The organism is Motilimonas pumila (assembly GCF_003596335.1).
Classification (GTDB): domain Bacteria; phylum Pseudomonadota; class Gammaproteobacteria; order Enterobacterales; family CBDFNC01; genus Motilimonas; species Motilimonas pumila.
Window position 1 is genome coordinate 79,247 of sequence record NZ_QZCH01000004.1, and the last position, 12,863, is coordinate 92,109.

Sequence of the window (12,863 nt, forward strand, 5' to 3'; positions counted from 1 at the left end):
TAATAAAAAACTGCTACAGCCAAGCAAAAGAGCGCGCATTGATCCATCAACTTCTAAAAAGGTTACCTACATGATACTGGCTAATGGCGACAATGGTTCAGTATTTACACTGATTTACTGCTAAATATCAATGAAATGATAAACAGCAACAGGGCTATTTCTTAGTTTGATAATAGAGTTAAAAGAAGTTTAAAAATTGATATTTGGAACAGGAAAGGTCACAAGTAAGAATGGGGCGAATGACGAGGATTGAACTCGCGACAACCGGAATCACAATCCGGGGCTCTACCAACTGAGCTACATCCGCCACTAGTTTGATGTTTTGCGAAGACATGGCGCACCCGACAGGAGTCGAACCTGTGGCCTTTGCCTCCGGAGGGCAACGCTCTATCCAGCTGAGCTACGGGTGCCAAACATCAGAGCTGGGAATAGTACGGATTTGTATTATTCGAGTCCAGTACTTTTGACGAAAAAATCAAAAAATCCATTGCTTACTTCAGCTTATAATTTTGGTCTTAACCTTAAGTAGGAAGCGAATCTGGGCACACCTTGTGGAGTCAGGCCATAATGTTTGTATTGAATACGGCTGCCAATCGGCGGTGGATACTTTCGCTCTTGTTCGCTAAAGCCTGAGCCGATCTTAAATTGTAGGCCTTGTGGTGTTGTCACGAGCAAGGCGCCTAATAAACCTTGAAACTTGCCCTTGCCAGACAAGTGGCCTACCACGGTTGCTTCTGCATCTTGGTAGCGCTTCACTTTGAGTAAACTGTTGCTGCGGCCAAACTGATAAAGACTGTCTTTTTTCTTGAGCATTAAACCTTCACCGCCCTTGGCAAGTACATCATCGAGGTGTTGCGTCAATGCCTTAGGCGTTGCAATAGCGCGTTGCTTAACAAGGCGAATATAGGAGTTATCTGAAGCCTCTAGCAACTTAGCCATTAACTGATAACGCTCACCGAATGTCATCTCGTATTGGTGAACATCAAATACCAAAAAGATGACCTCACGCCAACGTTCAGTCTTTGCATTATGACTGCGAACCAATCCGGATACTTGATCAAACCGGCCATAGCCAGCCCAAAGTTCACCATCTAAAGGTTGAGTAGGAAAGCCATCAGTAAACCAAGACGGCGTAATAATAGGGTGGCCACCTCGAGTAATCAGACGACGGCCGTCCCAAAAGGCTCTGACACCGTCAAACTTCTCACTGACAAAATAATCTGATAGAACTTCATCCCCTTGATAAGTTTTAGCCAGAGTAATGGTTGGCGGCTTGGCAGCATGAGCAGACAGCGTAAAAAGAAATAGCATGCTCCAAAGCAAGGTATATGGCCGCATCAATATGGCCCTGTTTGAGATAAGGGGTATGGTTAACCATAGCTTGGGATAATAAAAATGAAAGGGGCTCAAACCCAACCGTCAAAGCGCAGCTATCGTTAAGAAAGAAGCACCAATTATTGCTGTTTTATTGCTCACTGAATTTTGGCTGCTAATCTTAAAGGATACATCAATAATGTGAGGCTCTCTCGGTGAAGGAAAACCCGCAATGGCACACGGACAGGCAGCCTCAATCGCCTCTGCAATTTGATTTGCATACCAATAAACACATGAGTGAAGCCCTGAGTGAGCTATTTCAAGTTCCCTTACCGCCTCAGTACGCTTCTAATATCGACAAAACAGACGATAATGCCCAAGCGGTGAATACCCTGCTGGAATTTTGTTTCGATTTTTTGAGTTTGGTTGCCAACGTACAACATTGTTTTCTGATGGATTTTAGCTCAGAAAGGCCAAAGCAATACGTCTATCAATTAGCTCTGGGCAATCATGAAGACAGCTTAGCGATACAAGCCATTACCCATAGTCAAAGCAACGCAGCAGACTGTCTGTCGATGCTTCGCCAATACAGTGCGGAGTCTCAAGGTCATCAATGGCAACAAATTAAGCTGCCTTTGAATAACTTGAAACACCCTGAGTTATACCTTTTTATCGAGGCGGAATTTCACTTTCCGCAGTGGTACGCACTGATTATTCAAATTATGCATGCCCGGATCCGCGAAATCTCACAGTGGTCGAACGAACGCCATACTCGCTACAACATCTACCGCCAGCTAGCCATGACAGCCGCTGAAAACTTGGCTACAGACCAGTTGTGCCAACAATTGAACGCTTATCTTATTAATTACCTGAGTGACGTACAATTGCATGTGATGCTGCAGCACGACGGGCATTTAAGTATGCAATATTCAAGTGGCAAAGTTTGTGCGACGGCACTGCACAAACAACTGGCAGAAGCCATTATCAAGCACGGCACAAACCGCTTATTCACCCCATTAATGTTGAACAAATTAGATCCGAATACGCAACAGAATATCGCTTGGTATGGCACGCCGCTGACGCATCAAGGCAATATAATTGGCGTGTTTGCTTTATCAAGCCAAGACAACAAACATAAAATAAATACAATTATTCAAGAGCTTATCAATTACACCGCCGCGCTTTGCAGCCTGGTCATGCAGCAGCAAATGCTGCAGTTTTCGATTGAAAGTGAAGTAAACCTTGAACAACAGGTACAAGAAAAACTTGAACGCCTGCACCAAACAAATCAGCGCTTAGAGCACGAGCTCAAACAGTATCAAAGTGCAACAGAACAACTAAGCTATGGCTCTTTGTACGATTCGTTAACTCAATTGCCGAACCGTGCCTTATTCGCGGAGAAATTAGACCAAGCGCTGAAACGCGTAAAACGCCACCCAAGTGAAACGTTTGCCGTCGTCTTTATAGATTTGGATCAGTTCAAAACCGTTAATCAAAGCCATGGCCATCACATTGGCGACCAACTGCTCATTGCTATCGCAAGGCTACTTAGTCAATGCATCAGGCAAAATGATATTGTCGCCAGGTTAGGCGGAGACGAGTTTATTGTATTACTTGATCGAATTAGCCAGCAGCAAGACATTTTGGATATAACTGAAAGAATCATTCAAAGCTTCAGTCAACCATTAACCGTAAAAGGCTTGCAAATTCAGTCCAGCTGCCACTTGGGAATTTGTCAGGTAAATGCCAGCTTTCATTCTGTTGAGCAAATATTGCAGCAAGCGGACATGGCCATGTATCAGGCTAAATCCCAAGACAGCGAGTTTTGCTTTTATCAAGAAATGCAATATCAGCAACAAGAGCAAATCCAGCAGCACAAGCTATCAAACGCGCTTGCGAAAGGCTTAATTATTCCACACTACCAACCTATGATCCGCCTAAGGGACAACGCGTTAATGGGTTTTGAAGTAGTTGCAAGGTGGCAAGATAAAACCAGTACATTACGAAGGGCGTTAGATTTTATCCCTTTTGCTGAACGCAGCGGGTTAATTATCGAATTAGACCGGCACATACTGCAGCAAGCCTGCATTCAATTAAAGAAATGGCAACACTTAAACCCCAGCAACAAACATATCCGCGTAGCGGTTAACCTCTCGCCGAAACATTTGCTGAGTGAACCGGCAGTGAATGAGCTCATTAAAACCATTAAGCGCTGTCGCATTGCACCTAATAGCTTAGTATTTGAATTCAGCGAAAAAGAGTTTGTGAGGCAAAATCAAACCGCGTTTGATTCATTAGAAAAGCTCAGGCAAGCAGGCGTCAAAGTAGGCATGGATGACTTCGGTACAGGGTTTAGTTCATTGAATGCATTATTTGAGTACCCCATAGACTTTATAAAAGTGGACCATTCATTTACACAAAGAATGCTAAGTTCAAAGAAAGACCTATCACTGATGCGCGCGGTGAGGGATATCAGTAATGACTTGGGATTCCAAGTCATTATCGAAGGCATTGAAACCATGCAGCAGCATGAAAAGCTCGTAGAGATTGGCTGCGAATACGGCCAAGGTTACTACATCTCCAAGCCTATGAGACCAGGAGAAATACAACACTTATTTGAGGTGTGACCTCATCTACATCCATGAAGTGTTTCGAATAATGCCAACAGCTACGCCTTCTATGTCAAATGATTCATATTGTAAATCGACGACGATAGTTTCAAAGTCAGCATTTTCAGGATGCAGCAAAACATCTTTCGCTGAGCCCTCTCTCTCATACCGCTTTACTGTTACCTCATCTTCAATTCTAGCAACAACGACTTGTCCATTTTTTACATCTTGAGTTTTGTGAACAGCTAAAAGGTCACCATCTAAAATCCCTATATCTTTCATGCTCATACCAGTGACACGCAGTAAGAAATGGGCTTCGGGGTGAAACATTGTAGGATCGATTTTATAATCGCACTCAACATGCTCTTGAGCCAAGATCGGCTCACCTGCGGCTACTCGGCCGACAAGAGGAATAGTGTCATCATTTGCAGTTGGGTTATCAACTAACTTGATACCTCGAGAAGTCCCTGGCAAAATTTCTATCGCCCCTTTTTTGGCAAGGGCTTTTAAATGCTCTTCAGCAGCATTGGCACTTTTAAAGCCTAGAGTGCGTGCTAACTCAGCACGTGTTGGGGGCATACCTGTAGAGTTAATTTGATCTCGAATTAGCTCTAGAATCTGTGCTTGTCGCTTCGTTAAAGGCTTCATAATAATACCTGTATATACTAACAGTTAACTGTGAGTATATACAGGTTTTCTCTGCCTAACAAGCAGTTAGACTAAACGTTAAGCGTTATAGGCCTTCAATCATGTAGTCAACGGCCACTTTAATTTCGTCATCACTACAGTCCATACATGTTCCTTTGGCAGGCATAGCGTTGAAGCCATTAATGGCATGAGAATAAAGGGTTTCTTTACCTTGACTGATTCTCGCAGCCCACTGTCCCGCATCGCCTTTAATCGGGGCTCCGGCCGCACCTGTCGCATGACACGCCATACACTTTGTATTATAAACAGTCGCACCGTCTCTAGGCTCAGAGCTTGCTTCCGAAGAGCTTGTAGCCGCAGCAACATCGGGCAACTCACCATCTAAATAAACATTACCAACCGGTTTAACCCTTTCTGCTATTGCGTCTTCAGACATATCAGCAGAGCTTGCTAAGCTTTGAATAGAAAAGGCTGCAACGAATAAAATCATTACTCCACGAATTAAGTTTATGGTTTTAGCTTTAATCACATTGAACTCCAAATTTTTGCCATCCTATGGCTATTAGTTTTAATTTTATAACAATTATATCCATTTAACCCTAAGTGTTAAACAACATTAGTTAAAGCTTGCTCTCACCTTTATAACGCAACATTTGTCAGCTCACCGTGACTAATTACTTTTGGTGCACCTCAGGATAATTTGCTGTAAATATTGACTGAAATCGTGGCCGTGGTTAGCCAACATCTTAGGAAACATAGAGGTTGCAGTCATTCCCGGGAAGGTATTTATCTCGTTCAGTAAGATGCGATTATCGTCGGTAAGGAAAAAGTCGATGCGTGATAAGTGACGTAATTTCATGCCCCTGAAAACGGTTTTTGCATACTGCTGCATTTGGGCAACTTGCTCTGCCGATAAATTTTTCGCGGTGACTTGTGTTAACGAATGACTGTCGGCGGCGTATTTCTCTTCGTATGTATAAAATGTGTCGTCTGGGCAAATAATTTCACTTGGCACTGTGGCAATGATTTCACCTTGGTATTCATAGGCCGCAATTTCTAATTCTCTGGCTTTCACCGTTTGCTCTACCAAGACATAATCTGAATATCCGAAAGCCAGTTCAAGCTTGTGTCTCAGTTCAGCTTTGTCATTCACCAGGTAACAACCCACCGAAGAACCTTGAGAGGCGGCTTTGATAAATACGCTGCCCCATTGCTCAAATGCTTGCGTTATTTCTGCTAAGGCTGCTTCATCGCAACGGGTTAAAAAGAGAGATGGCGTGTTGGGAACTTGTAACGCGTCAAACCACATTTTTGAACTGATCTTATTAAAGCAAAGGTTGCTCGCTTCGGGGCCACAACCTAAATAAGGCAGTTTTATCATCTCAAAGTAAGATTGGATTGTGCCGGTTTCACCTGGGTAGCCATGAATACAAGGTATGGCAAAGTCGACTTCCACAGAGTCGCCGTTTGATAAGGTTAAACGACGGTCCATGCTTAACTCACAAAACTGGCCCTGACTATCGGTAAACTGCCCTTGTTGGTTAATGACCACTTCGGTTACAGCAATCTGGGGCAAACTGGATAATGCGGATGCAATGAATTGCGCGGAGCGCAAAGAAACTTCGTGTTCGGCACTTTCTCCGCCGCTTAACAGCAGTACGTTAATAGCGTTCATAAGGTATTTTTTTGGTGACTCTGACAATGGCTCAGATATTACCTGTCAGGCAGACATAGGGCTAGGCTGAAAGCGTGATTTCAGTCTTACACTCAAGACATTTGCCTGATTTTGAGCGCTTATGGCAAGAATGCTTAGCGAAAAAATCAAATTTAGGTTAAATTAAAAACTGCTCAAATATGAGGCTGTGATGATCTTCCGACGTTCCCTAATGCAACAAGCACCTGCATACCTCTTATCAGTCTCTGTGTTACTGATGACTTTGGCTGCCTCGTCCTCGGTTGATAGCAATGGTAAACACGTCTTCATTTGTGGCCAAGCGGGCTTTTTCCCGGTTGTGCTCGCTGACACTGACGGCGCTCAAGCCATCAGCAGCTCTTATTGCCCTATGTGTTTGGGCTTTGCTTCCGTTTTCATCTCTCCTGCTAAGCTCTCTCAATTAGCGGCGCAATCACAAATTGATACCCTGTCTTTACCTTATATGGCAGTGCCTTTGTGGCATAACCAAATTGAGGTAAAGCCGCCTTCACGCGCACCGCCAACGCAGCCAGAGTTAATTTTTGGCTAAGGCAAGGGGTGGCTCCTCTTGCCATCCTGATAACTTCTTCCTGCTAGCTTATTCCCTACAATTATTACTGTTATTCACCGACCCCAATCCCGTATACTTGTTTGATTAAGTGCTGTGTTATGCCCTCGTAACGGTAAATAATATGGCCTGTTGTTTTGATAACTAAGAGGATCTGTCGATGCAGTGTCACCGCGTAAATGAAGTGATTGAATTACTCCAACCTTATTGGCTGAAGCACGCTGACTTAAGTCTGGCTCAAGTATTGGCAAAGCTGGCGCAAGAAGCCGGATATGAAGGCGATTTACTCGAAGTGCCAGATGATTTGATTATTTATCATCTGAAAATGCTTGAAACCCCTGAAGGAGACATGATCCCAGGCATTAAAAAAGACTGCGAAAACGACTTTAAAGCTGCGCTGTTAAAAGCTCGCGGTATAGAATAAAACTAATACTGCATAAGTCGCTCAAAGAAGCAACGCAGCGCAATGTGAGGATCCGGTTTTGTCAGAAAAGAACTCCGTCAACAAAATTGACGTCAAAGAGCTTCCCTCAAAAGGGACGAAAGCAAATAAAAAAGCCAGCGTGGATCGTTATGATCCTGGTAGTACCATTTATGTTCGCAGTGTAAAGGGCGTGTTTCAACGGCTGCGAAAGGTAATTGGCTGGTTTCTACTGGGGTTATTTATCGCTTTGCCTATGCTGCGTTGGGACGGTCGCCAAGCGGTGTTATTTGACATCGACCAAGACAGATACCACATTTTCTGGCTGACTATTTTCCCACAAGATCTGACCCTGCTCGCCGGGGTGTTCATTATTGCCGCGTTTGCTTTATTCTTTTTCACCACCTACCTTGGCCGTGTCTGGTGTGGCTACACTTGTCCGCAAACGGTATGGACCTTTATATTTATTTGGTTTGAAGAGTTGTTTGAAGGCAAAGCAAATAAACGAAAAAAACTCGACCAAAGTCCCTGGAGTGGCAACAAGATTTGGCGTAAAACGGCAAAACATACTGCGTGGTGGGCAGTGTCTATTCTCACCGGGCTAGCATTTGCCAGTTATTTTGTGCCTGTAGAGCAACTTTATAGCCGCTTTTTCACTTTTAACGCCAGTTTTGCGGTGACCTTTTGGGTGCTATTTTTTGCGACTTGTACCTATCTTAATGCGGGTTGGATGCGCTCTATCGTTTGTACACACATGTGTCCTTATGCGCGTTTTCAATCATCGATGTTTGATAAAGACACCTTTATCGTTGGCTATGATGAATCGCGCGGTGAAACCCGTGGCCCTCGCTCTCGAAAAGCCGACCCTAAAGCATTAGGTTTGGGTGATTGCATTGATTGTGACCTTTGTGTGCAAGTGTGCCCGACCGGTATCGACATTCGCGATGGCTTGCAATACGAGTGCATCAACTGTGGTGCGTGTATTGATGCTTGTGATAATACAATGACGAGAATGGGCTATGACAAAGGGCTAATTGCTTATACCACTGAACATAAATTACAAGGACAGAAGACCGACGTTGTTCGACCGAAAATCATTGGCTACGGTTTAGTATTATTGGCGATGTGTGGTTTATTCGTTTGGAATTTAATGAGTATTTCCAGCATCGGCTTCGATATCTTGCGGGACAGAAACGCGCTTTACCGTGAAACTATTGAAGGGTTAGTGGAGAATACTTATACCTTTAAAGTCATTAATAAAACGCCGCAAACGCAAACCTATCGGCTTTCGGTGACCGGATTGACGGACCCACACTGGGTTGGCCCGACAGAACTGACGATTGCTTCTGGTGAAGTATTTAGTCAGCCTATCTCTGTGTCTGTTGACCCGTATGACCTTAATAAATCAGTTTCCAAGGTACAATTTACCATTGAACAAGTGGGTGCTGATGAGCGAGTGAGTAAAGAAACCAGCTTTTTCAGTGGTGGCCGCTAATGACAGAGCAAAAGGATTTTGCCTACGCCTCTCTTACGCCTGACCTGATCTTAGACGCGATTGAATCTCGCGGGATTTACCCTGAATCAGGCTTATTAGCACTGAACTCCTATGAAAACCGGGTGTACCAGTTCAAAGCAGACGATCAACGTCGGTATGTGGTGAAGTTTTATCGCCCTGCACGTTGGAGTGAAGCGCAAATATTGGAAGAACATCAATTGGCATTCGAACTAGCAAAGAGTGAGGTGCCTATTGTGGCGCCGATGCAGTTCGATGGGAAAAGCTTGTTTAATTACCAAAGCTTTTGGTTTTGTTTGTTTCCCAGTGCTGGAGGTCGCGAGTTTGAAGTCGACAACCTTGAGCAATTAGAGTGGGTCGGCCGCTTTATGGGACGTGCGCATGCGGCGGTACAGCAAAGTCAATTTCAGCATCGCCCAACAATTGATATCGAAAGTTATATGCTAGAGCCAAGAGAGTATTTACGTGCCTCTGGCTTTATTCCAAGCCATATCGATTTGGCATTTTTTACTGCCTTGGATTTACTTATCGATAAAGCGCAGCAACAGTTGACCCCTCATCAACAAATACGTCTGCATGGTGATTGCCACCCTGGCAATATCTTATGGCGCGATGAACCCATCTTTGTTGATCTTGATGACGCAAGAATGGGCCCTGCAGTACAAGACTTATGGATGATGTTATCGGGTGATAGACAAGAAAAACTATTGCAACTGGATACTCTGTTAATGGGCTATGAGGAGTTTTGCGAGTTTGACGTTAGCCAATTATCATTAATCGAACCGTTGCGGGCTATGCGAATGGTACATTATATGGCATGGTTGGCAAAGCGCTGGCAAGACCCTGCATTTCCCCATAACTTTCCGTGGTTTAATACGCCGCGATATTGGGAAGATCAGGTGCTAGCAATAAAAGAACAGCTTGCTGTGATGGATGAGCCGGTGCTCTCTTTGCGCCCGGGTTATTAATTATTAAACCGAAGCATTACTGTAACAAGGGATAAAGGAATTTAAAATGAAATACTTGTTAACACTGTTTATAACTGTTTTTAGCTTTCTGCCGTTGGCTCAAGCTGCAAAATATGAAGAAAACACACACTACGAAGTGATCAAAGAAGTGGCGACACAAGAGCCTGAAGTAATGGAGTACTTCTCTTACTTTTGTCCTCATTGTTATAAATTTTACCCGTTTGTGGCACAAATTAAAGAGCGCGTAGATCCTGGTGTTACCTTCAAAAAGAACCACGTTGAGTTCTTAGGTGGCGACATGGGGCCGGAGCTCACTCGTGCATTCGCAGTGGCAGAAGTGCTTAAAGTGGAACCTGAGCTGTCGCAAGCTATGTTCTCTGCAATCCATGACAAAAAACAACGTATGGCGAATGTAGATGACGTCAAAGCCGTATTTGAAACCATAGGTATTAACGGTGAAAAATATGACTCAGTAGCAAAGAGCTTTTCGGTAAACGGCAAGCTTAAGCAAATGGCTCGTAATACAGAGCAAGCCGAGATCCGTGGCACACCTGCGATTGTGGTTAATGGTAAGTACAAAGTAATTGCCCGCTCAGTGCCTAGTCTTGAAGAGTACTCTGCGCTGGTTAATTACCTGGTTAAAAAGACCGACTAGTCGCTAGGCTAACCGGCTCAAAAAATGCACCTTTCATAAGCCGCTCAATAGAGCGGCTTATTTGTTTATACTCTGAGGTCGATAATGGAGAAAGTACTCGTCAGCGCTTGTTTGTTAGGTGCCCCCGTGCGCTATGATGGCACCAGTAAAGCGGTGCAGCACCCTCTTTTGTCTCGGTGGCAACAGGAAGGACGATTAATCGCCCTTTGTCCTGAACAAGCGGGAGGTTTATCGACACCTAGAGCGCCAGCTGAAAGGCAAGGTGAGCGTGTTATCACGGTGCAAGGACAAGATGTAACAGCGGCATTTTTACGAGGTGCTCAGCATGCACTAAGCACCTGTTTACGCCATAATATTAGCTTTGCCATCTTAAAAGAAAATAGCCCTTCTTGCGGAGTAACTCAGGCTTATGATGGCAGTTTTCAGGGACAGTTAGTCACTGGTGAGGGAGTCACAACTGCATTACTACGTCAGCATGGTATTGCGGTATTTAGTGAACAACAGCTTGAGCGATTAGAGCAGAGGTTAAAAAAAATCCTTTCCCGGTGAATGGGCCTACACCGGGAAAGGGCTCCTGGGATCAGTGGAGCAAATATAGCTGAGCGAGGAAAACCTCCCTTGCAACTATTTGGTTTTGTGGCCAAGTCCTTTGTTCATCGCTTTTAACAAAGAGCCGTCATCCGAGGTGATTTCCCACGAATATATGCCACCGTAGCCTTTATCGATTACAAATTTTGCTTTTGCTTTTATCGATCTAGGGTCGTCAAATGTAATGAAGCCACCGTTATTTTTGTTGTAAACATATGCTGCTTCAGCGTCTTCATCATAACCGTATTCATAACCACCTTGGTCCATGTAACGGCGCATGATTTCCTTGTAAGTAAACAGTCCCGCTTCACCCCCATTGGGGTTCGCTAAGGCTTTACCTTCGGTACCGCTTTCTGGGAATTGTTCCGGTTTTTCCCATTTAGCGCCTTCCCAACCTCGGCCATAAAATGCTGCGCCGATGACAAGTTTTTCTTTCGGAACACCTGCGGTTTCTAACGTAGTCAGCATGCTTTCTACGCTGATACCCCATACGGTGTCTTTCGTTGCGTGTAAGTTGGTTAAGTGGCCCACCTTAGGCCCCCAACCGCCGAAGAAATCGTATGTCATGGCAAAAACGTAATCTAAGTATTGTTGTGTTTCTTGCCAGTCAATTGCTTCGACCTTGCTACCCGCGCCGCTAACGGCAGCCGATAGCTCGTATTTTCTACCCGTTTTTTTAGCCAGTGCATCCAATTCTTCACGTAGCTCTTTCATTAGCAAGGTATATGCTTTGCGCTCATTGGCTTTTTCTTCATCGGTTAGCGATGTACCACGCCAAGCAACATGAGAATTACCTTCACCGCCAGGGTACTCCCAGTCAATGTCGATACCGCCAAAGAAGTCATATTTTGCGATGAGTGCCACGGCACTTTTTACAAAATTCTTTCTGCCTTCTTCTGATTTAGCCATTTGGTGGAAAGGTTCAGACAAAGTCCAGCCACCAAACGAAGGTAAGATAACCAAGTCTGGGTTCTGCTGGTATATCTTTTTCAGCTCACCAAAATGTCCGTAGTACTCTTGCTCAGCTGGCTTTTTATCAAACTTAACTTCGAGCGCGGCTTCTGTGTCTGCGATAACCGCACTGAAAGGCGGCTTATCTTTGCAAGTTTCCGCAAGAGACTTTTTAAGGCCTTCAGCAACGTAGTTATGTTCACCACAGAGAGTCAGGAAAGCATAAATTACATGGGTCATGTTTTTAACCGGCATATTGCGAACGGTATAAACTTCACCTTGTAAACGCCAATCTGGGAAGTAGGTAGCGACTACTTTACCAGAGGTATTGTTGTATTCTTTATAAGGACGGGTTTTGGGTGCCTCTACATAACGAGAGTCTGCGTAGGCAAATGAAATAGAAGAAGCTAATAGTGCACCTGAGAGCGCTGATAGCTTAAAAATATTGGATGTCATTTGCATCACCTTCCTTGTTTGACGTGGTTGAAATATTGTCAGATTTTTATGGTTAATCATAGTCGGCCTAATTTAGGACATCATGGTATGTACAATAAACGCATGAATAACAGTATGTTACCGCTATCTTTCCTGCAAGTCGTCTTCATTGATGGATCTCAGAAAAGTGATATAGATATGCTATTTAGCTGTTAGATATGGCTACAAACCGTGTTACTTACAGACATACTAAGCCAAGGGTTCATAGGTATAGAATAGAGTTAAAGTGAAACCAAATACCAAATTAAAACAATCACTTGAAAGCTTACAAGGATAATTGATAAATGTTGAAATGATCCGTTAACCGTATCTTTTTAACGGTTTAACTGGGTACTATTGGTCTATTTCTTTGACTAAAAATGTAATATCGTTGCATAAAGATTGAATGTGACGTCGCCCGCACAAATAAAACATAGTACATAAGCCTGTTTTATGACAGC

The 12,863-nt window shown here is 44.0% G+C and carries 12 protein-coding genes and 2 tRNA genes; 7 read left to right on the forward strand and 7 right to left on the reverse strand.

All coding sequences use genetic code 11. The features are described from left to right. Positions 1-231: 231 nt before the first annotated feature. The 3 genes from D1Z90_RS05640 to D1Z90_RS05650 form a co-directional block, all read right to left on the reverse strand. A tRNA-His gene (locus D1Z90_RS05640) sits at positions 232-307 on the reverse strand. Between the two features lie 26 nt (positions 308-333). Further along, positions 334-410, reverse strand: a tRNA-Arg gene (locus tag D1Z90_RS05645). Positions 411-501: 91 nt separating this feature from the next. Further along, on the reverse strand, positions 502-1,338 hold the full coding sequence (locus D1Z90_RS05650; RefSeq protein WP_119909776.1) for a DNA ligase: 837 nt from the start codon (positions 1,336-1,338) through the stop codon (positions 502-504). A gap of 191 nt (positions 1,339-1,529) precedes the next feature. Between D1Z90_RS05650 and D1Z90_RS05655 the strand changes: the two genes are divergently transcribed. Next, positions 1,530-3,941 (forward strand): putative bifunctional diguanylate cyclase/phosphodiesterase, encoded by a 2,412-nt coding sequence (locus tag D1Z90_RS05655; RefSeq protein WP_119909777.1) that lies wholly within the window; start codon positions 1,530-1,532, stop codon positions 3,939-3,941. A gap of 6 nt (positions 3,942-3,947) precedes the next feature. Here D1Z90_RS05655 and lexA read toward each other — a convergent pair whose 3' ends face one another. The 3 genes from lexA to D1Z90_RS05670 all read right to left on the reverse strand — a co-directional run bounded on the left by lexA (position 3,948) and on the right by D1Z90_RS05670 (position 6,246). Further along, positions 3,948-4,571, reverse strand: a complete 624-nt coding sequence (gene lexA / locus D1Z90_RS05660; RefSeq protein WP_119909778.1) for a transcriptional repressor LexA — start codon at positions 4,569-4,571, stop codon at positions 3,948-3,950. 85 nt (positions 4,572-4,656) lie between these two features. Beyond that, the gene (locus D1Z90_RS05665; RefSeq protein WP_438941736.1) at positions 4,657-5,100 is read right to left on the reverse strand and encodes a c-type cytochrome; all 444 of its coding nucleotides are present in this window, start codon (positions 5,098-5,100) and stop codon (positions 4,657-4,659) included. Between the two features lie 141 nt (positions 5,101-5,241). Further along, positions 5,242-6,246 (reverse strand): D-alanine--D-alanine ligase, encoded by a 1,005-nt coding sequence (locus tag D1Z90_RS05670; protein WP_119909779.1) that lies wholly within the window; start codon positions 6,244-6,246, stop codon positions 5,242-5,244. Positions 6,247-6,457: 211 nt separating this feature from the next. Here D1Z90_RS05670 and D1Z90_RS05675 point away from each other — a divergent pair, with 211 nt between their 5' ends. From D1Z90_RS05675 to D1Z90_RS05700, 6 genes are all read left to right on the forward strand, one after another. Continuing rightward, positions 6,458-6,814 carry a hypothetical protein gene (locus tag D1Z90_RS05675; protein ID WP_119909780.1) on the forward strand — a complete coding sequence of 119 codons (357 nt, stop codon included), beginning with the start codon at positions 6,458-6,460 and terminating at the stop codon, positions 6,812-6,814. A 178-nt stretch (positions 6,815-6,992) separates the two neighbouring features. Further along, the gene (locus tag D1Z90_RS05680) at positions 6,993-7,256 is read left to right on the forward strand and encodes a YihD family protein (protein ID WP_119909781.1); all 264 of its coding nucleotides are present in this window, start codon (positions 6,993-6,995) and stop codon (positions 7,254-7,256) included. Positions 7,257-7,341: 85 nt separating this feature from the next. After that, a complete protein-coding gene (gene ccoG, locus D1Z90_RS05685) occupies positions 7,342-8,748 on the forward strand; it encodes a cytochrome c oxidase accessory protein CcoG (RefSeq protein WP_198419059.1) in 1,407 nt (468 codons plus the stop codon). After that, positions 8,748-9,734: a serine/threonine protein kinase gene (locus tag D1Z90_RS05690; protein ID WP_119909783.1), complete on the forward strand. Its 987-nt coding sequence runs from the start codon at positions 8,748-8,750 to the stop codon at positions 9,732-9,734. Before ccoG ends, D1Z90_RS05690 begins: the two co-directional genes overlap by 1 nt. 46 nt (positions 9,735-9,780) lie before the next feature. Beyond that, the gene (locus D1Z90_RS05695) at positions 9,781-10,389 is read left to right on the forward strand and encodes a thiol:disulfide interchange protein DsbA/DsbL (protein ID WP_119909784.1); all 609 of its coding nucleotides are present in this window, start codon (positions 9,781-9,783) and stop codon (positions 10,387-10,389) included. An 84-nt stretch (positions 10,390-10,473) separates the two neighbouring features. Continuing rightward, positions 10,474-10,938, forward strand: coding sequence for a 2-thiouracil desulfurase family protein (locus D1Z90_RS05700; protein WP_119909785.1), 465 nt, complete (start codon positions 10,474-10,476; stop codon positions 10,936-10,938). Between the two features lie 75 nt (positions 10,939-11,013). On the opposite strand, the gene D1Z90_RS05705 is transcribed toward D1Z90_RS05700, so the two are convergent. Next, positions 11,014-12,384, reverse strand: a complete 1,371-nt coding sequence (locus D1Z90_RS05705; protein WP_119909905.1) for a glycoside hydrolase family 18 protein — start codon at positions 12,382-12,384, stop codon at positions 11,014-11,016. Positions 12,385-12,863 lie beyond the last annotated feature (479 nt).